Below are 19,382 nucleotides of genomic sequence, written 5' to 3'. Positions count from 1 at the left end.
TGGCCTTGGTGTTTGGGTACCCGAAGGGGAACCGGCTTATACCCCCAGGCGGTCGCGCAGGGTGTAACAGGCGGCGGCGGTGAAGAGGCATCTTGGGACACCCACCTTTTTGAGTGCCGCGTTCAAGCCCGATTCGCCGCAATCACCTTGAGAAAACCATCAAAAAACCAAGGCCACTCCGAGGTGGCCTTGATGTTTGGGTACCCGAAGGGGAACCGGCTTATACCCCCAGGCGATCGCGCAGGGTGTACCAGGCGGCGCCGGCGGCGGTGAAGGGGATACGGAACAGGCGGCCGCCGGGGAAGGGGTAGTGGGGGAGTTTGGCAAAGGCATCGAAGCGCTCCGCCTGGCCGCTCAGCACCTCGGAGAGCAGCTTGCCCGCCAGATGGGTACAGGTCACGCCGTGGCCGCTGTAGCCCTGCATGTAGTAGATGTTGTGGCCGATGCGGCCAAACTGGGGCAGGCGCGACAGGGTGAGCAGGAAGTTGCCGGTCCAGGTGTACTCCACCTTGACGTCCGCCAGTTGCGGGAAGGTTTTCAGCATCTTGGGGATGATCAGCCGCGCTATGTCCGCCGGATCCCGCGCCCCATAGACGACGCCGCCGCCATAGAGCAGACGGTGATCGCCGGTGGTGCGGTAGTAGTCGAGCAGGTAGTTGCAATCCTCCAGGCAGTAGTTTTGCGGCAGCAGGGCGCGGGCCCGCTCCTCCCCCAGCACCTCGGTGGCGATCACCTGGGTGCCGCAGGGCATGCTCTTGCCGGCGAGCTCGGGCACCAGGTTGCCCAGATAGGCGTTGCCGGCCACCACCACGAAGCGCGCCTTCACCGCCCCCTTGGCCGTCTTCACCAGGGCGCTCTGGCCCGGGGTGATGCTGGTGACGGCGGATTGCTCGAAGATCTTGCCCCCCTGCATGCGGATGGCTTCCGCCTCCCCCAGCGCCAGGTTGAGGGGATGGATATGACCGCCGCGCTTGTCGAGCAGGGCGCCGACGTAGCGATCGCTCGCCACCACCTCGCGCACCCCCTTGGCATCGAGCAGTTCCAGCTGGTCGTTGCCCCACCGCTGCCAGCGGGCGTATTGGGCCTTGAGCTCATGGAGCTGCTTCTCGGTCTCGGCGGCGAAGACCCCGCCCTGCTGCAGGTCGCACTGGATGTTGTAGCGCTGGATGCGCTCGCGGATGATGTCGCCCCCCTCAAACAGCATGGAGCCGAGCAGCCTGGCCTGATCCGGCGGGCAGCTCGCCTCTATGGTGTCGATGTCGCGGCTGTAGGAGTTGACTATCTGGCCGCCGTTGCGGCCACTGGCGCCAAAGCCGACCCTGGCCGCCTCCAGCACTACCACCTTGTACCCCTTCTCCACCAGATGCAGGGCGCTGGAGAGGCCGGTGTAACCCGCCCCTATGACGCAGACATCGCATTCGATCTGCTCATCCAGGGTGGGGAAAGGCGCATGCTGGTTGGCGCTGGCGGCGTAGTAACTCTTCACATGTTCGGTCATGATCCCTCTATCCTCACACGGCTTGACTTGATGAGTGGCGAGAAGGGCCTTGCCTGGCCGCTTCCCGGGGGCAGCAGGGGCGCCGAGCGAACGAGGCCAATCACCCAGCCCGTTCATTATTTTGCACACCCAAGCCCGCAATTGATGTCCCTGGCACCACTTCTAGCACGCCATCACCGCCCCGGGCAACCGCATTTAACACTTGAAAAACAAAACGGCGGCCATTATGGTCATCCAGTGCTTATTATTCTATACAGCCTGATGTCCCGAACCGGGCCCTGAGTCCAGGCCGGGATCTCCTGAATCCACCGCCGAGGCCCCCATGTCACACACAGCCCAGCTCGCCCCCCTGACTCACTCCCTTGCCTATATAGATGGTCGCTGGTGTCAGGCCCACAGCGGCCGCCAGTTCGAGGTCAGCAACCCCGCCACCGGGGAGCTCATCACCCGGGTACCGGACATGGACGGCGCCGATGCCCAGGCCGCCATCGAGGCGGCCCACGCCGCCCAGCCGGCCTGGGCCGCCCTCACCGCCAAGGAGCGCGGCGCCAGGCTCAGCCGCTGGTATGAGCTCATCATGGCGCACCAGGATGAGCTGGCACGCCTGATGACCCGGGAGCAGGGCAAGCCCCTGGCCGAGGCCAAGGGGGAGGTCGCCTACGGCGCCAGCTTCATCCAGTGGTTCGCCGAGGAGGGCAAGCGCGCCTATGGCCGCACCATTCCCGGCTTCAGCGGCGACCGCCGTCTGGCCACCATCAAGCAGCCGGTCGGGGTGGTGGCCGCCATCACTCCCTGGAACTTCCCCATCGCCATGATCACCCGCAAGGCGGGCCCGGCGCTGGCCGCCGGTTGCACCATCGTCATCAAGCCTGCCGCCGAGACGCCCCTGTGCGCCCTGGCCCTGGCCGAACTGGCCGAGCAAGCCGGGATCCCGGCCGGGGTGCTCAACATAGTCACCTCCCATCAGGCCGCCGCCGTGGGGGACGAGTTCTGCGCCAATCCCCTGGTGCGCAAGCTCTCCTTCACCGGCTCCACCCGCATCGGCAAGCTGTTGATGCGCCAATGTGCCGACACCATGAAGCGGCTCTCTCTGGAGCTGGGCGGCAATGCCCCCTTCATCGTGTTCGACGATGCGGATCTCGACGCCGCCGTGGCGGGGGCCCTGGCCTCCAAGTACCGCAATGCGGGTCAGACCTGCGTCTGTGCCAACCGTATCCTGGTGCAATCTTCCGTCTACGACGCCTTCTCCACCAGACTGGCCGAGGCCGTGCGGGCCTTCAAGGTGGGGGACGGTCTTGGCGAAGGCACCCAGATTGGCCCCCTCATCAATCAGGCGGCCGCCGACAAGGTCGCCAGCCTGGTGGATCAGGCCAGGGCCGCCGGGGCCCAAGTGCTGGTCGGCGGCGAGGCCCATGAGGCCGGCCCCCTCTTCTACCATCCGACCATCTTGGCCGAGGTCAGGGGCGACAACCCCATACTGCAGGAGGAGATCTTCGGCCCGGTCGCGCCTCTGGTGCGCTTTGAGAGCGAGGATGAGGCGATCGCCCTGGCCAACGACACCCCCTATGGGCTGGCGGCCTACTTCTATGGCCGCGACATCGCCCGGGTGTGGCGGGTCGCCGAACGCCTCGAATACGGCATGGTCGGCATCAACGAGGGGATCATCTCCACCGAGCTGGCCCCCTTTGGCGGCATCAAGGAGTCGGGACTGGGGCGGGAAGGGGCGGCGGAAGGGCTCGACGAATACCTGGAAACCAAGTATCTCTGCTTCGGCTCCATTGCATAAAAAACCAAATAAAAAGATATTAAATTCAATCTTGCGGCGACAATCCGCCAGCGAGAGAGGACAGCACCAAGGACGGGGGCCGGTATTCAGCCTGCCGGCCCAGGTTTAGCCGGGGCAAGCCCCGAAGGGAGACAATCAGATGAGTAACCAATCCTGGCAGGCGCGCCGCGAAGCGGCCGTGGTCAATGGCGTCGGCACCCTGATGCCGGTCTTTATCGACAAGGCGCACAACGCCGAGTTGTGGGATGTGGAGGGCAACCGCTACATCGACTTTGCCTCCGGCATCGCCGTGCTCAACACAGGCCACAACCACCCCAAGGTGGTGGCGGCGGTGCGCGAGCAGCTGGAAAAATTCAGCCACACCTGTTTTCAGGTGACCCCCTACCCCGGCTATATCGAACTGGCCGAAAAGCTCAATGCCCTGGTGCCCGGCCCCAGTCCCAAGCGCACCCTCTTCCTCTCCACCGGCGCCGAGGCGGTGGAGAACGCCATCAAGATAGCCCGCGCCCACACCGGCCGCAGCGGCACCATCGCCTTCAAGGGGGGCTTTCACGGCCGCACCATGATGGGCATGGCGCTCACCGGCAAGGTGGTGCCCTACAAGACCGGCTTCGGCCCCTTCCCGGGAGAGGTCTATCATCTGCCCTTCCCGAGCGATTACCTGGGGGTGAGCGAGGCCGATGCCCTGGGGGCGCTGGATCTCTGCTTCAGTGCCGACATAGAGCCCGGCCGGGTCGCCGCCATCATCATAGAGCCGGTGCAGGGTGAGGGGGGCTTCTATGTCGCCTCCCCCAGCTTCCTGCAAGCCTTGCGCAAGATCTGCGACCAGCACGGCATCCTGCTCATCTGCGACGAGATCCAGAGCGGGTTTTGTCGCACCGGCAAGACCTTCGCCACCGAATACAGCGGCATCGAGCCCGACATCATGACGCTGGCCAAGAGCCTGGCGGGCGGTTTCCCGCTCTCGGCCGTGGTGGGCAAGGCGGCGGTGATGAACGCCGCCAAGCCGGGGGGACTAGGCGGCACCTATGCCGGCTCCCCCATCGCCTGCGCCGCCGCCCTGGCGGTACTGGACGTCATCGAGGAAGAGCAGCTCAACCAGCGGGCACTGGCCCAGGGGGAGCAGCTCAAGGGGCGGCTGCACCAGCTGGCCGAGCGGTTCGACTGCATCGGCGACATCCGCGGTCCCGGGGCCATGGTGGCCATGGAGCTGGTCAAGGGGCGCGATGCCGGCCAGCCCGATCCCGAACTCACCAAACGGCTGGTGGCCGAGGCGGGCAAGCGGGGACTGGTGCTGCTCTCGTGCGGGGTGCGCGCCAACGTCATCCGCTTCCTGGCGCCCCTCACCGCCGCCCCGGCACTGATCGACGAGGGACTGGACGCCCTGGAGCAGGCCCTGGCCGCCGCCCTGGCATAAGCCAGGCCCAGGACCCGGCGCTCGACTGAGTATTTGCCCCAGGGCAAGTCTCTGAGCGCAAAGTGGATATATCCATTATCCCGGGCGACCATGGCTTGTCATCCCCCCGCATCTGGGGCAAAATGCGCGCCGCTAAAATAACCGACTTGGTTGCCAAGTCGGTTATTTCATTTTGTTGTTTTATCACCAATCCGAGGCCGGGCCTTTTTCCCGGAAATGATACCCGGGGTCGCACGCACAGATGGCGCGAACCCACCCATGAATTTATGCCGCTATGAGGAACAAGATGGGGCTCTCTTTCACTTCGTCTCCGCTCGCCGGAGTCCGTCTTGGCAACACGATTGCCAGCGTCCGCACCACTCCCGTGAGTGGCTGCCCGTTCAGCCCCCTGGCGTCTCGCCATGGCAGTGCCCTCGTGGCCGTGCGGGAGGTGTGCTGATGTCAAACGCCCCTGTTCGCCTCAAGAAGAGCCTCAAGCTGTGGCAGGTCGTGGTCATCGGCCTCGCCTATCTGACCCCCATGGCGGTGTTTGACACCTTCGCCATGGTCTCCGACATCACCAGCGGCCATGTTGCCACCTCCTACCTGCTGGCCCTGGCCGGGATCCTGTTCACCGCGTTCAGCTACGGCCACCTGGTGCGCAAATATCCCTCCGCCGGCTCCGCCTACACCTATGCCCAGAAGACCTTCCACCCCTATGTGGGCTTCATGGTGGGCTGGTCCTCCCTGCTCGACTATATGTTCATGCCGATGATCAACATGCTGCTGGCCAAGATCTATCTGACCGCCATGTTCCCCGGGGTGGAGCCCTGGGTCTTCATCTTCGGTCTGGTGAGCGTGATGACCCTGCTCAACCTGAGGGGCATCAACCTGGTGGCCAACTTCAATGGCCTGATCGTGCTGGTGCAGGTGGCCATCATACTGGTGTTCCTGGCCCTGATGGCCCATGCCGTCTACTTCGGCGAAGGGGAAGGCACTGTGCTGAGCAGCCGTCCCTTCTACTCGGATCACACCGCACTGCTGCCGCTCTTTACCGGCGCCACCATTCTCTGTTTCTCCTTCCTGGGCTTCGACGGCCTGAGCTCCCTCAGTGAAGAGACCCCCAACGCCGGCAAGGTGATCCCCCGCGCCATCGTGCTGACCGCCCTGATCGGTGGCATCATCTTCGTGCTGGTCTCCTACTTCCTGCAGCTCTACTTCCCGGACATCTCCCGCTTCAAGGAGCCCGATGCCGTGCTGCCGGAGATCGCCCTCTATGTGGGCGGCAAGCTGTTCCAGAGCGTGGTGCTGGTCAGCACGACCGTGGCCGTGCTGGCCTCCGGCATGGCGGCCCACGCCGGGGTATCGCGCATCCTCTATGTGATGGGGCGGGATCGCATGATCCCGGAGCGGGTGTTTGGCTATGTCCATCCCACCTGGCGCACCCCGGCCATCAACGTGCTGCTGGTGGGTGCCCTGGCCCTCTCCGCCGTCTCCTTCGATCTGGACATCGCCCTGGCCCTGGTCAACTTCGGCGCCCTGGTGGCCTTCACCTTCGTCAACCTGTCGGTGATCGCCCAGTTCTGGGTGCGCGAGCAGCGCAACAAGTGCCTCAAGGATCACCTGATCTACCTGCTGCTGCCCCTGCTCGGTGCCGCCACCCTGGGAGCCCTGTGGATCAACCTGGAGCAGAGCTCCCTGGAACTGGGCCTCATCTGGGCTGGCCTTGGGGTGGCCTATCTGCTGCTGCGTCTGGCGGTATTCCGCATCCCCTTCCGTCAATACGAGGAAGCGGCGGACGGTCAGTAAGTCCGATGGCCATACAAAGAGGGGAGCTAGATGCTCCCCTCTTTCTATTCTGCTCCGGCCGATTGTGTTCCGGTCGATGGTGTTCTGGCCGATTGCGCCGCCAGGTCACCGACGAGCCGATGCTCAGTAGATGCCCGATTTACGCAGCACGGCCCTGCCTGCCGCCTGGGCCGGATCCGCCACCGCATCTTCGACCCGCGCCTTGGTGTTGCGAGCCTTGTTGTAGGCTTCATCCACCCCAGTGGCCTGAGCCGCCTTGCGCCTGGCGTAATCGGCAGGATCCTCCACCGCGTTTTCGACCCGCGCCTTGGTGTTGCGGGCCTTGTTGTAGGCTTCATCCACCCCCGTGGCCTGGGCCGCCTTGCGCTTGGCGTAATCGGCGGGATCATTGACGACATTGTCTACCCGCTGCTTGGCACTCGCCGCGGAACAGCGACTGTTCACTCCGGTCGCACTGTTGACGGCAGAACCGATCGCGACTTGCTCGGCGCTGCAACCGGCAGAGAGAGGGTTCGCCTGGGATGGCAGGGAGAACAGAGCCAAGGGAAGGAGAAGAAGGGACCAGGGTTTCATGATCATGACAGACTCACCATTGCTAATAACATGACCAGACAGTCTACCCCTGCCAGGAGGAGAGTGTTACCAGAACCCCTGTCACCTCGCCATTCACACGTCAGTTTCTAACGCGACACACTGCCATGCCAGTCATATAATCTAAAAACAGGTCAATTTTCAGCATAAATGCGCCACCAAACCCCCTCGATGGGTCGCTGTCATCAAACCATCATCAAATCGTCACTTTGTCATATTTCTGTCATAGAGCCTTGCTTAAATGCGCGGGTCTACTTCAACCCAGAACGGTATTACCGTCCCCAAGAGGCGATATGCAACAGACGCAATCCTTGCCACAGCAGCGCACCTCCACCCACAAGTCGCTGTTCAACTGGCTCACCGTGATCGCACTGGTTTACACCATACTGGTGGCCGTTGGCGCCGTCTCCCACGGCTTCAAGGGCTTCTCCGGCGGTGCCGATGGGGCGGCCCAGATCTTCGCCTTCGCCAACAATCCCTTCGTCGCTCTCTTGCTCGGCATCCTGGCCACCGCCCTGGTGCAATCGTCCAGTACCGTCACCTCGGTGATCGTCGGACTGGTGGCCGGTGGCCTGCCGATGGCCATGGCGGTGCCCATGATCATGGGGGCCAACCTCGGCACCACCATCACCAACACCATCGTCTCCCTGGGCCATATCCGCGACAGGGCCGAGTTTCGTCGTGCCTTCGCCGCCGCCACCGTCCATGACTTCTTCAATCTGATGGCGGTCTTCATCTTCCTGCCTCTGGAGCTGATGTTCGGCCTGCTGCAACACTGCGCCGAGGCCATCTCCCATCTGCTGGTCGGTTCCGCCGACATGTCGATGAAGGGGGTAGACTTCATGAAGCCGCTGACGGCTCCGGCCATGCAGCTCATCGATGGCGCCGTCGCCTTCCTGCCCGGCAAGGGGCCCGCCCTAGCCACCATCGTCATCGGCATCCTGCTGATCCTGGGCTCGGTCACCTACCTGGGCAAGGTGCTGCAAAAGGTGCTGGTCGGCCGTGCCAAGGCGCTGTTGCACAAGGCCCTGGGCCGTGGCCCCCTCACCGGCATCGCCTCCGGTACCTTGGTCACCATCATGGTGCAGTCCTCCTCCACCACCACCAGCCTGATGATCCCCCTGGCGGGAGGCGGTGTCTTCACCACCCGCCAGCTCTACCCCTTCACCCTGGGGGCCAACATAGGCACCACCATCACGGCCCTGCTGGCGGCCACCGCCATCGGCGGCAGCGGTGCCGAACTGGCGCTGACCATCGCCCTGGTCCATGTGCTGTTCAACCTGTTTGCCGTGGCGCTCATCTATGGCGTGCCCTTCCTGCGCGAGCTGCCCCTCAAGGCCGCCGAGTGGCTGGCCCGGGTCGGCAGCGAAAACAAGATGCTGGCCCTGGGTTATGTGGGGGGCCTCTTCTTCGCCCTGCCTGCCCTCATGATGATGGCCAGCAGATAATGGCGTTGTCGGGAATGGGATAGTCGGAAATGGGCAGCCCCCTTGCCTGCCCCACCCATCTCGATGATGGCCAGCAGACAATGGCGTAGTCGGGAATGGGGTAGTCGGAAATGGGCAGCCCCCTTGCCTGCCCAGCCCATCTCGATGGTGACCAGCAGATAGTGGCATGGGGAGCGAATACAGCATTCGCTCCCCGTTTTTTGCCAGCCCTGTCACACACCTGATGATGCCCGGCCGACCACATTCAGGAAGCCACGCCTTGTTCACCCACCTTTGCCAGCCCGGTCACCCCCTGATGATGCCCAGCCGAGCACATTCAGGGAGCCACGCCCTGTTCACCCACCTTTGCCAGCCCGGTCACCCCCTGATGATGCCCGGCCGACCACATTCAGGAAGCCACGCCTTGTTCACCCACCTTTGCCAGCCCGGTCACATCTGGCGCCGACCGGCTCGCCCTTCGCCCCAGGCTGGGATAAGATGCCCAGCTCATGGCACCCGTTCTCATTTCACTTGAGGGAAACCCGATGAAGTTCATTTTGATCGCCATCCTGATCGCCCTGGCGGTCTTCTATTTCTACTCCAGCAGCAACAACAAGAAGCTGGCCGAGGAGAACATCCGCGCCGGCGATCTCTTCCTCGCCGAGAACAAGAGCAAGGCGGGGATTGTGACCACGGAATCCGGCCTGCAATATCAGGTGCTGACCCCGGGTCAGGGCGGCATACACCCAAGCGCCAGCAGCAAGGTCAAGGTGCACTATGAAGGCAAGCTGATGGACGGCACTGTGTTTGACAGCTCCATCGCCCGGGGCGAGCCCATCGAATTTGGCCTCAACCAGGTGATCTCGGGCTGGACCGAAGGGGTGCAGCTGATGACGGTGGGCGAGAAGGTTCGCTTCTTCATCCCGGCCAGGCTGGGCTACGGCAATCGGGCCGCCGGCAAGATCCCGCCCGGTTCCCTGCTGATCTTCGAGGTGGAGCTGCTCGCCATCCAATAGGTCAGCCCCATGATCCCCGAGGCCAGCCCGGTGCTGGCCTCGTTGCCACTGCAACCTCCCCCGCCCTCCCATCGCAACTTTCAATCAATAGTGAACAGTGCTTCTACTTATCGCTTGATTGTTAACCACCCATCCAGGGCAGATAATGGTGCCATCGCCTCGGCCCCTCTCTCTGGAGTCCCATCATGCCCATTGCCCCCGTCTGGTTCATCTCTCACGGCGCCCCCGATCTGGTGTTGCGTGACCAGCCCGCCACCCAGTTTCTGACAAGATTGCGCCTCGGCGACATCAAGGGCGTGGTGGTGATCTCGGCCCACTGGTTCAGCCGCAGCGAGTTGCAGATCAATGTCGAGCCCAACCCGGCGCTCATGTATGACTTTTACGGTTTTCCCGAGCCCCTCTACCGCATTCGCTGGCCCGCCAGCAGCCCGGGCTGGTTGCAGCAGGCGGTGAGCGACGACCTCGCGGCCGCGGGTCTGCATGCCGCGCCGGTGCGCCGGGAGCTGGATCACGGAGTCTGGTCGCCGCTCTCCTTGATGGATCCCGCCAGCGAGATGCCTCTGGTGCAGATCTCCCTCCCGGCCAGCTTCACCCCGGCCCAGCTGTGGCGCCTGGGTGAAGCCCTGCAGGGCCTGCGCGCCCGGGGGATCGGCATTCTGGCCTCGGGGGCCATCACCCACAACCTGGGGGCCCTGGGACCAGATGGCTCGCCGCCTCCGTCCTGGGCCAAGGAGTTCGTCGACTGGCTGGAGCAGGCCATGGCCCGTGGCGATCGCCCTGCCCTGGAAGATTACCGGGCCCGCGCCCCGGGAGCCGTCTCCTCCCATCCCCATGACGATCACCTGCGCCCCTTGTTCGTGGCGCTCGGCGCCGCGGCCATGGACAGGCCAACCCGGCTGCATCAGAGCTGGGACTATGGCAGCCTCTATATGGGATCCTACCGCTTCGGCTAGGGTCGGCGCTCCCTGAGCCCGGGATGAGGAAGGGGGCGGCGCCTGAGGGCTCGCGTCCATCGGATAACGCGATGGCGCCGTCTTCGCCAGCAAAAGCAGGAGGGGCCTTGGCCCCTCCTTAGCGTCATGCTTCCCCCATCAACGGGGCGACTGAGCCCGCATCGTCAGCTGCTCGGCGAGGCGGTGACCATGCAGATAACTCTCGATCAGGGCGCCATCGGCCCGGCCACTCGCTATCTGCTGATACCAATGGGCCAGCATGGCGGCAAAGCCGCGGCTCGCCAGCACTGGTTGCCAGTCGTCCGGCGCCAGCGCCGCCATCTGCTTGTCTCGTGCCATCGAGCCCCGGGTGCAGTTCTCCAGATGAAGCGAGAGGTTGTCGCCATAGGCGTCAATGCGCTCCTCCGTGATGCCGGCGCTGCGGTTCATGCTGCCGCTGATGGCGCGATCGCCACTCTGCCAGCTCACGCTCACCCCGGCCAGCAGGTCGCTGTCCTTCGCATCCGGCCGCAATACCGCATGGAGATCCCCCTGTGGCACGCCGCCATAGAAGCAGAGGCTGTCGAGCACATGGATGAAGTCGTCAAAGATGAAATCCCGCGCCCGCCCCGGCAGGGCAAATCTGTGCTTCTGCCAATTGAGCTCGGTGAGCGACCGGGCCCGGGCGGCAGCCATGGCGGGCAAGTAGCGGCGATTGAAGCCGACAAACAACGGGCAGTCCTGCGCCAAGGCCAGGTTGGCCAGTGTCTCGGCTTCGGCCAGGTTGTCGCACAGGGGCTTGTCGACAAAGGTGGGGATCCCTGCCCGCAGGCACTGCTCGGCCAAGGTGCGATGCACCGAGGTCGCGGCGTGGATCATCACGGCGTCCGGGCGGCTCCCTAGCAGGGCATCCACCTCGGTGAAACACTCGGCCACCCGATACTGACGAGCCAGCTTGCCGAGCACCGCCGGGTTGCGAGTGCATAGCAGCGGGGTGACCCCCTCATCGCTCGCCAATAGCGGCAGATAGGCTTTCTGGGCGATATCGCCAAGACCAATCAGGGCAATGCGCATGTCAACTCCTTGTGATGGATGCAATGGGCAACAGAATAACATCCGATATGCGCTATTCCCCCTCTTTTGCCAGTCCCTTGGCCTGCGCTCTGGCCTCGAGCCACTTACCGACTCTGGCCCCCAGCTCGGAACAGAGCATGGCGCTGACCGCAGCCCAGAGCAGCTGGTTGAAATCAACGTTCGCCTGCTGTTCAAACAAGAGGGGCACCAGCAGGTTGAACCCGATAATCCCGAGCAGCAGCCCGAGCCCGCTGCCCACCTTCTCTCTTCTCGATCTCGCCTTCATCACCATCTCATTGCTCCTGCTAAAGGAGGCAGGAGAGAGCCCATGCCCCCACCTGCCACCATATCCGGCAACGCAAGATAGCAAAGCCCTTCCCTAATTGGGACAGCCACCTTTCTCCTAATTAATTGAGACCCTAATTGAGACAGCCATCTTTCTGAGTAAGCCGTTACCAGGCTGGCTATCGATAACATGACGGGCGGGGGAGGAAATGATGGCGAGAGACGTACTGCGTCATAGTCATTCTGACACTGCCATTACATTGCTCAGGTGGTGAAGATCAACACAATTCCCGGCATCGATTGGACTGCCTTGGTCTGGATATGAAACGTGAGCTGACGATTCAACGCTGCGGCTGATGACATCGCAGCTGACCACAATGGCGGGCAAATCGCTGGCAATGCTCCCTGTCCCCCACCACTCTGATACCTGGTCGTCGAAACAGTGCCAATTGCTTGAGCCAGCTAACCTCGTCCAACCCCAGCCTCGCCAGGATGGGAGCAAGATGAGCTGGAATATGACCCTGCTTGCCTACCCGAATGGCGCGCCCTGTCCAGTCCACCAGCATCAGATAGCCAGTGAAGGCATAAGGCAGGTCATCCGGATAGGGGGTGCCTTGGCCAGCAAATGGCAGCAATAACGGCGGCTGCGACTCTGCTGCTGGCTCCCGCTCAAGGCGTTGCTTGATGCTGGTGTAATCGCTCTGCTCGGGTCGCTCTGCTAGCGCCGCCCGTATTGGATTGAGGTCAACATACGCCATACAGGCCAGCAGGGCGGATTCGGTGAGCAGAGCCTGGCTCTTGAAGCGCCCCTCCCAGAAATGGCCCTTGCAGCCATCTTCTCGATTGGCCTGCCGTGCCAGGGTTTCGTTGAGCAGCCGCACAAACCAGCTGATGGAGTGCAGGCGTTCACGCCACTGCCCTATCAACTGCTGCACAACCACCAGTTCGGGCTCAATCAGGGATTCCCCCTGATACCAGCGCCGCACCAGCAGCGGCCACTGGAACAGTGCCGCCCAACGTTCGGCCACCTCCCGCTCGCTCCAATTGGCGGCGGTATCCGACTCGACCTTGAGCACCAGGTGATAGTGGTTGCTCATCACCGCATAGGCACAAACACCGATGGCAAACAGTCGCGACAGTTGGCCCAGCTTGTCGACCACCCACTGACGCCGATGCCCGTAACTCTGGCCGGAGTGAGCATCTTCCCCGCACAGAAACGCCCGCCGCACACAGCGACTGACCACGTGGTAGTAAGGCGTATCCTGCAAACTGATTTGACGCGAACGGGCAATGGTCATGGCAAGTTCCTCGGCAGTGACTCCTCAAGCCAAGTACAGGGCTACGCCGCTGTCAAAAAGGTCAAAAAGGTGGGTGTCCCAGATTTCGTCGCCAGATTTCGCCCGGGGCGCTTTCGCAATACCCTGGCAGCGGGGGAGACCCGAGCGACCATTCGCGCCGAACTGGGCGAGCCCCAGCTCTGCCAGCAGGCCGCCTTTCTGACCGAGGATAAGGTGCAGGGCTGCGATCGCTTTACCGTGCTCGGCAAGATCCACAAGCGCGGTGACGGCAATGGCCAGGCCACGGCGAGCGCCGTGACAATGGGGGGGCTGGGGGAGCTGATCCTGGTGCCCATGACGGTGGCCAGCTTGGCTGGCAGATTACACCGAGCGCCACACCATTACCGTCTATTACGATCGGGACGATCACTATCTCTTTCACACCCTGCTCAACGGCAAGGGGCAGAAGGTCTGGCAGTAAAACAATCTGCGCCGGCCAAGCGGTCTTCTTTGATCCCTGGCCGGCGCATCCTCCCGACGAGCTAGGCCTCATTGACAGCGCAGTGCCGGTTTGTCTTCCAGCAGCCAGGCTATCCAGCGCCGCCGCGAGTTCAGCACAAACCCTTCGTCTGCCGCGATCCCGCTGACGATATAACCGTCGGCCGCCGGGTCAGCGGCCTCGCGGGAGAAGATGAAGTCGCTGCTGTTCACCCGCTCCCCCTTGCTGAGCGCCGCATCGAGCCGCGGCGTCATGACGATGATGGCCAGCCCCCCGGCAGAGTCGATGCCAAGGCCGCTACTCGCCACCTTGCCGACCGCCACCGGCACCCGGATGGCGCAGTGACGCCCCTCGGCATCAGTGGTGGTATAGGTTCCCTCCCCCACCCGCCCTTGCATCCACAGCAGCTCGCCACGGGTCAGGCTGTCGACCTGCAGCAGGCCCAGTGCCACCTTGGGAAAATCGTGGGGATTGTCGACGGCAGCCACCGTCAGCGAGCAGCACAGCATAAACAACCAGAGTGCGTGTCTCATGCCGATGCCTCCTTGCCAACATGGGTTGCCCCGCTTTGCTGCGCCAGTAAATAGATAAGCAGCAAGGGCCCCACGGCCGGCACCAGAAACACCCAGCCCCACCAACCGGAGCGACCGGTGTCGTGCAAGCGACGCACGATAAGTGAAATCAGGGGCACGCTGCTCACTAGGCCGTAGCTCAGATCCAGCCAGCCCAGATTGGCAAGCAGCACGTCCAGCCAGATGCAGATCAGAGTGACCAGCAGATGGCCCAACATGAACCACCAACATTCAGCCCGGGTGGCGCGACCCGAAAAATCCAGGGCGCGTTGCCACCCCAGCCAGTAGAAAGAGAACATGGATACCTGCCTTTTATGGTGATTGGGAGCCCTTATCATGGGGAGCAAAGTGCCCCCAGGCGTCCTCAAACCGGTTTCAGGTCGTCCTCGAACCGCGCCTGCACCATCATGGGCTTCATTCGCCTTACCCAAGCCGTTATGCTGGCATGCCGCCGCCGGTCAACGGCCTCTCTTTGCACACGGGATACATGATGCTGGCCATACCCATACCTTTTATCGTCTCCTTGCTGCTGGCTCTACTGGCCGCCGTGCTGCTGGCGCGCCTTGGCCGGACGGCCAGAACGACCGCCCTCTTTCTGCTGCTGTGCGCCATCACCATCGGCGTGGTGGGGCTGCGCTGGACCTTCGATCTGGCGCTGCTCACGCTCGCGCAGCCGATCCTTGCCTCGCTTATTCCGGTGGCCGCCTGGCATATCTTTAGCCGGGCCAAGGCGCCAGGGGCCCGCTTCTCCTGGCTGCACGGCATCGGTCCCGCGCTGGTTGCCCTCGGCATGCTGACCCACAACTGGTTACCACTGCCACTGGATGGCCTGCTGACCGCCATCTATCTCTGCTACGGCATCGCGTTGGTGCGTTTTTCTGATAAGACGCAACTACTGCTTTATGTCTCGTTCAATGAGTGGGAGGGGGTCAGACGGGCGGAACATATCGCGGGCTGGATGCTGCTGTTTTCAGCGGCCATCGATGCCGCCGTCTCCCTCGACTTCGCCTTCAATCAAGGCCAGCTGGCGCCCTATATCCTGTCGCTGGGTCACCTGATGCTGGTGCCCATGCTAGCGGCGGCCGTGGTGATGGTAGGGGTCAATACCCCTGACGCAGAGGAGGAGGAGATGCCCACCTCCGTTCCCGAGCCCGCTGAGAAAGCGCCGCTGCTGAACGAAGATCGTGCCCGGGAAATCGTGGCACTGCTGGATAACCTGATGAAAGAGAAAGCCTGCTATCTGGATCCTGAGCTGACCCTGGCCCGTCTCTCACGCAAACTGGGCATTCCCGCCAAGCAGATCTCCAGTGCCGTCAATCTGGTGCGCCAGCAGAGCATCCCCAGGGTCATCAACGAATATCGGATTGCCCATGCCAGGCAGGCTCTGCTGAACACAGATGAGAGCATCACCCAGATCTTGATGAACGCTGGCTTTCAGACCAAATCCAATTTTAATCGCGAGTTTCAACGCATCACCGGCCTGACTCCCAGCCAGTTCAGAGCAACACGCGACCTGTCGGCCGCCTCCTGAGTCAATCGCCGGCTCTCGTTTGCTCCCGGCGATCCAGCCACTTGCCCACTCTGGCCCCCAGCTCGGAGCAGACCAGCGCCGTCACGGCGGCCCAGAGCATCTGGTCAAAAAGGTGGGTGTCCTAGATTTCTTTTGATGACGCAGTTCAAAAAACAATAACGTTCTGATGGTTGTATCACTTCTGATGCTCGCATAAGCAGCTTCGTTTGGATTACCATAGCCATCCAGAACCTGTTGAGCTGCGATGGGTTGCTGCCAGCGCGGGTCAAGTAAGCATATTGGAAGCTGTCCTCCACGGGCGTTAGCGTGAGGTTTGATGACGTTATGCCTCATACAGAAATGTGGGTGTCCCAGATTTTCTTCATCTAAAATTAGGTGTTGTCAATGTACAATATAAATGTATTTATTAAAGAAAACGTCAGTCAAATTTCGCATAACGGTCTCCACATAGCACCAGATATTCCGGAGAAAAAACTCAACAATGCGGCTAAATCGATGAACCTAGAAGATACTATCGGTTCAGTTATCGTACTTCTCGATAGCACCTTGTTTGGTAGTGGTAAAGATGGATTAGCATTTACTGGCGAAAAAATGGTTTACAAGCCTGCTTTTGAATCGCCTGAAGTCGTAAATTTTAGTGATTTGGAAACAGTTGAATATGTCCGTAATATAACGACTAATGATAAAGGAAAAGAGAGAGTAACTGAGTACACCAAAATCACCAGAAAGGATGGTTCATCTTTTAAAGTTGAAAATATCAGTGAATGCAATCTTGAAAAATTAGCTAAGTTCTTAAACACCATAAGTAGCCAATTTGACACCTTCGAAGAAGAAGATCAGTTAGTCGCACTATCCGAAATGTCGGAAGAGCTCAAAGTTGCTTACTTAAAAGTTATCGTGAACATGGCGTATTCCGATGACGGTGAGGTCGATAAAGATGAATTTTCTCAAATTCTTCTTCTCATGACTCGCTTAGAACTCAGCTCAGAATCACGTTTTTTGCTAAGAGAATACATCACCACAACAGGCGTACTAGACAGCTTGGAATCTCTGATACAAAAAATAGATGATACCTCCGTGCCTAGCCACAATAAATCCGTTAAAATTTCACTCGTTAAAGATCTGTTCAGCGTATTCATGAGTGTTAACAATGGACAGCATGACAATTTTTCCTTCTTTAAAGATAACAACCACCTGTTTAATGTCAGTGATGACGAAGTTGAGCTAATTATCTCCGCTCTCAAACTCGACTTTAAGATGCTCAATGATGACTTTAGCGACGATGCGCTAACTCGAGGTATGAAAGAACTCGGTGCAAAAGCGGGTGCAGTGGGAGTACCTCTGGCTGCTGTTTACCTTTCTGGCTCAGTAGTAGGCATGTCAGCGGCGGGTTTGACATCAGGCCTTGCAACACTTGGTTTGGGTGGCGTACTCGGGTTCTCTAGTATGGCGACAGGTATTGGTGTTGCAGTCCTACTGGGTTTAGGCGCCTACAAAGGTATTAAGCATTTAACAGGAGCAAATGAACTTGATAAAACAAAACGCAGAGAGCTAATGCTCACCGAGGTTATTAAGCAGACACAAACAACGGTGTCGTACTTAATGGAAGATATCAACTTCATTACCATCAAGTTGAACGAGACCATTCTTTCTCACGGAGTTCAAGACGAAAAAGTAAAACTGCTTTTACAAAAAGTGAAGCTACTAACCTCAGCAGGAAATGTGCTTACACAAAAAGGTGACGCGACTCAAAGTAAGTGCTTCAAACTGAAGTGCCCGAAAGAGCTTAATAAAGAAAAACTTCAATCTCTTACTCGTGAGGCGACTAAGCAACACATTTATACTGTTATTATGTCTTTCTACGAAGAGAAAACCATCGAGCATGAACAAGATGGTGTGGCTGTAACTGCTCAGGTACTGATGTTAAAACAAGACATTTCTACTCTAGACATGGAAAAACTTGCTAAGGTCTTCGAGGCAATCGGCTATTTCAACGCAGCGGATGTCATCAAAGGTAAATTGTTAGGGATGTTTTCATAGTGACTAAACGAGATGAAAAAATTTCGGCCATGCTGGTGCAAAAGCACCAGCTGGACCAGTCGGAATTCAAGATAAATGAGTTAGACGCAGCTCTTAATAATTTACAAAAAAGCCAGCAATCCAATAATGATTCTCTTGATCAGGCTCTAGCAAATTTAGATATGATGCTGGACAATCAAGGTCTGAATCCTCAATTGGCTAAAAGTATCGACATTGCTCAAGAGTTACTCGTTCTAGATAACTCGATCGCACACTCACATTTTGAGCCAACCATTACGCATGTAACCCTGCTCGATCACCTCGATTTCAATAAAAATATGAGCTGGGCACAATACCAGCGTTCGGTTGAACAGTATTCTTTGCGCAATCACGTTGATTTAAGTGCTGATCCATTTACTACATTGATGTCACCAATTCAGCGAATAGAACTCGAAAAACGTATTAAGGATGAGTTCACCATCCAGAATGCTCAATGTGATGCATACGACTACCTTATTGCTGGCACATGTGGTGTCATCGGTGGACTTCTCGATGTGTTCTTCGTCGGTATGCCTGGAGAAGGAAAGCTAACCAAGGTTGCAGATAGCGCCGTTAACTCCGCTGTCGAGAAATTTGCTTCAGCATGTGGTTGGCAAGGAGGGAAAGAAGGAGGAGATACAACTAAGAGTGCAATTGGTTACCTAGAACGTAACTTCAAAGTTAACTATGACCAAGCAACCACATTTGGAAATAACGGGACAGATGGTGCAGTCAAAAATCTTTCACCTAAGAATCATCACTTAAAGAGTTTGGGCCATTCTCCCGATCTCATTGGTCTATTTTTCTCTATCTTGAATCAGTTTACTGATACATCTACTTTTATCTCTAACGGCCAGATTATCACTATTGATACAGCAACTCATGAACTAAAAGGTGACAACTTTATAGCCAAGGTTTTTTCCGGTTTTGCCAACTGGCTAGGACATCTATTCTCGGACATGGCTGGTTCTTCTGGTGCATCGGAGCGTGGTGCAGGTATTCCAATTCCTTTCTATAACTTACTACTACTATTAGATGTTGGTGAATTTGGTCAACATAGACAATCATTTGCCACTGTAGCAACACAAGTTTTCGAAAAAGGTTACGATTTAAGACACGGTGTGGCCATGGCCATTCCAGTTCTGATTACAGAACTTTTAACTAGGTTAATGTGGGCGAGCAAGCAACGCTTTTATCACAAGAAGTCATGGAAAGAGTGCATCCCTTCAGGTGCTAATCCAGAGTTAAGGCGGATGCTATTGGTCGCTCATGGCACACTATGTTTGATTGATGCAGGTGATGCTGCACTTAAATCAGGTGGCGAAATGGTGCAATTTTTATTGAGAACTAATTTAATCGGTTGGGCACGATTTGGTACTTTAGCACTCAAAGAAGTATATGCTTGGTACAATGCTGGTCATATTAATGCTGATGCGGTTGATGAATACTTAGATTTTGAAATGGAAAAATTATTAACTTAGTAAGAACTCTATGCACACTTTGAACTACTTCGGCTAATATTAAAAAGGGACTTAGAGATAACAATTTAAATAATTTTTCTCGAAATGATTTAACCTGCCATTGTGTTTATGTAGACGTCACCAGTTTGTACTGACCTAGTTATCATCTGA

The 19,382-nt window shown here is 58.9% G+C and carries 16 protein-coding genes and 1 pseudogene; 10 read left to right on the top strand and 7 right to left on the bottom strand.

Annotation, left to right across the window (positions count from 1 at the left end; translation table 11 throughout):
* Positions 1-220: 220 nt before the first annotated feature.
* The gene (locus BN1119_RS03165) at positions 221-1,498 is read right to left on the bottom strand and encodes an NAD(P)/FAD-dependent oxidoreductase (protein ID WP_041993717.1); all 1,278 of its coding nucleotides are present in this window, start codon (positions 1,496-1,498) and stop codon (positions 221-223) included.
* A 322-nt stretch (positions 1,499-1,820) separates the two neighbouring features.
* Between BN1119_RS03165 and BN1119_RS03160 the strand changes: the two genes are divergently transcribed.
* The 3 genes from BN1119_RS03160 to BN1119_RS03150 all read left to right on the top strand — a co-directional run bounded on the left by BN1119_RS03160 (position 1,821) and on the right by BN1119_RS03150 (position 6,489).
* Complete coding sequence (locus tag BN1119_RS03160; protein WP_041993714.1) at positions 1,821-3,284, top strand: NAD-dependent succinate-semialdehyde dehydrogenase; 1,464 nt, start codon at positions 1,821-1,823, stop codon at positions 3,282-3,284.
* A 139-nt stretch (positions 3,285-3,423) separates the two neighbouring features.
* Positions 3,424-4,701 carry a 4-aminobutyrate--2-oxoglutarate transaminase gene (gene gabT / locus BN1119_RS03155; protein WP_041993711.1) on the top strand — a complete coding sequence of 426 codons (1,278 nt, stop codon included), beginning with the start codon at positions 3,424-3,426 and terminating at the stop codon, positions 4,699-4,701.
* 438 nt (positions 4,702-5,139) lie between these two features.
* Positions 5,140-6,489, top strand: a complete 1,350-nt coding sequence (locus BN1119_RS03150) for an APC family permease (RefSeq protein ID WP_041993708.1) — start codon at positions 5,140-5,142, stop codon at positions 6,487-6,489.
* Positions 6,490-6,612: 123 nt separating this feature from the next.
* On the opposite strand, the gene BN1119_RS03145 is transcribed toward BN1119_RS03150, so the two are convergent.
* Positions 6,613-7,068, bottom strand: a complete 456-nt coding sequence (locus tag BN1119_RS03145) for a hypothetical protein (protein ID WP_157438606.1) — start codon at positions 7,066-7,068, stop codon at positions 6,613-6,615.
* A 305-nt stretch (positions 7,069-7,373) separates the two neighbouring features.
* On the opposite strand from BN1119_RS03145, the gene BN1119_RS03140 reads away from it, so the two are divergent.
* The 3 genes from BN1119_RS03140 (at position 7,374) to BN1119_RS03130 (ending at position 10,476) form a co-directional block, all read left to right on the top strand.
* A complete protein-coding gene (locus tag BN1119_RS03140; protein WP_041993702.1) occupies positions 7,374-8,528 on the top strand; it encodes a sodium:phosphate symporter in 1,155 nt (384 codons plus the stop codon).
* A gap of 524 nt (positions 8,529-9,052) precedes the next feature.
* Positions 9,053-9,523, top strand: a complete 471-nt coding sequence (locus tag BN1119_RS03135) for a BamJ family beta-barrel-assembly machinery protein (protein WP_041993699.1) — start codon at positions 9,053-9,055, stop codon at positions 9,521-9,523.
* Between the two features lie 185 nt (positions 9,524-9,708).
* A complete protein-coding gene (locus BN1119_RS03130; RefSeq protein WP_041993696.1) occupies positions 9,709-10,476 on the top strand; it encodes a DODA-type extradiol aromatic ring-opening family dioxygenase in 768 nt (255 codons plus the stop codon).
* A gap of 138 nt (positions 10,477-10,614) precedes the next feature.
* Here the strand turns inward: BN1119_RS03130 and BN1119_RS03125 are convergent, their stop codons facing one another.
* From BN1119_RS03125 to BN1119_RS03115, 3 genes are all read right to left on the bottom strand, one after another.
* On the bottom strand, positions 10,615-11,529 hold the full coding sequence (locus BN1119_RS03125; protein WP_041993693.1) for a Gfo/Idh/MocA family protein: 915 nt from the start codon (positions 11,527-11,529) through the stop codon (positions 10,615-10,617).
* A 52-nt stretch (positions 11,530-11,581) separates the two neighbouring features.
* Positions 11,582-11,821 (bottom strand): hypothetical protein, encoded by a 240-nt coding sequence (locus BN1119_RS03120; RefSeq protein WP_041993690.1) that lies wholly within the window; start codon positions 11,819-11,821, stop codon positions 11,582-11,584.
* A gap of 334 nt (positions 11,822-12,155) precedes the next feature.
* The gene (locus tag BN1119_RS03115; RefSeq protein WP_041993686.1) at positions 12,156-13,112 is read right to left on the bottom strand and encodes a transposase; all 957 of its coding nucleotides are present in this window, start codon (positions 13,110-13,112) and stop codon (positions 12,156-12,158) included.
* 105 nt (positions 13,113-13,217) lie between these two features.
* On the opposite strand from BN1119_RS03115, the pseudogene BN1119_RS19765 reads away from it, so the two are divergent.
* Positions 13,218-13,572, top strand: a pseudogene (locus BN1119_RS19765) (hypothetical protein); the annotation flags it as partial.
* A gap of 68 nt (positions 13,573-13,640) precedes the next feature.
* Here BN1119_RS19765 and BN1119_RS03105 read toward each other — a convergent pair.
* Positions 13,641-14,123, bottom strand: coding sequence for a hypothetical protein (locus BN1119_RS03105; RefSeq protein WP_041993680.1), 483 nt, complete (start codon positions 14,121-14,123; stop codon positions 13,641-13,643).
* Positions 14,120-14,461: a DUF805 domain-containing protein gene (locus tag BN1119_RS03100; protein ID WP_041993677.1), complete on the bottom strand. Its 342-nt coding sequence runs from the start codon at positions 14,459-14,461 to the stop codon at positions 14,120-14,122. The genes BN1119_RS03105 and BN1119_RS03100 overlap by 4 nt, the downstream gene beginning before the upstream one ends.
* A gap of 191 nt (positions 14,462-14,652) precedes the next feature.
* Here BN1119_RS03100 and BN1119_RS03095 point away from each other — a divergent pair, with 191 nt between their 5' ends.
* The 3 genes from BN1119_RS03095 (at position 14,653) to BN1119_RS19760 (ending at position 19,232) form a co-directional block, all read left to right on the top strand.
* Positions 14,653-15,693, top strand: coding sequence for a helix-turn-helix transcriptional regulator (locus tag BN1119_RS03095; protein ID WP_041993675.1), 1,041 nt, complete (start codon positions 14,653-14,655; stop codon positions 15,691-15,693).
* A 384-nt stretch (positions 15,694-16,077) separates the two neighbouring features.
* Positions 16,078-17,733 (top strand): hypothetical protein, encoded by a 1,656-nt coding sequence (locus BN1119_RS03090; protein WP_041993671.1) that lies wholly within the window; start codon positions 16,078-16,080, stop codon positions 17,731-17,733.
* On the top strand, positions 17,733-19,232 hold the full coding sequence (locus tag BN1119_RS19760) for a hypothetical protein (protein WP_157438605.1): 1,500 nt from the start codon (positions 17,733-17,735) through the stop codon (positions 19,230-19,232). Before BN1119_RS03090 ends, BN1119_RS19760 begins: the two co-directional genes overlap by 1 nt.
* Positions 19,233-19,382: the final 150 nt, after the last annotated feature.

Source organism: Aeromonas bivalvium (assembly GCF_000819765.1).
GTDB classification, from domain to species: domain Bacteria; phylum Pseudomonadota; class Gammaproteobacteria; order Enterobacterales; family Aeromonadaceae; genus Aeromonas; species Aeromonas bivalvium.
The sequence above is the reverse complement of the archived record's forward strand: the minus strand, read 5'-3'. Positions and strand labels throughout refer to the sequence as shown.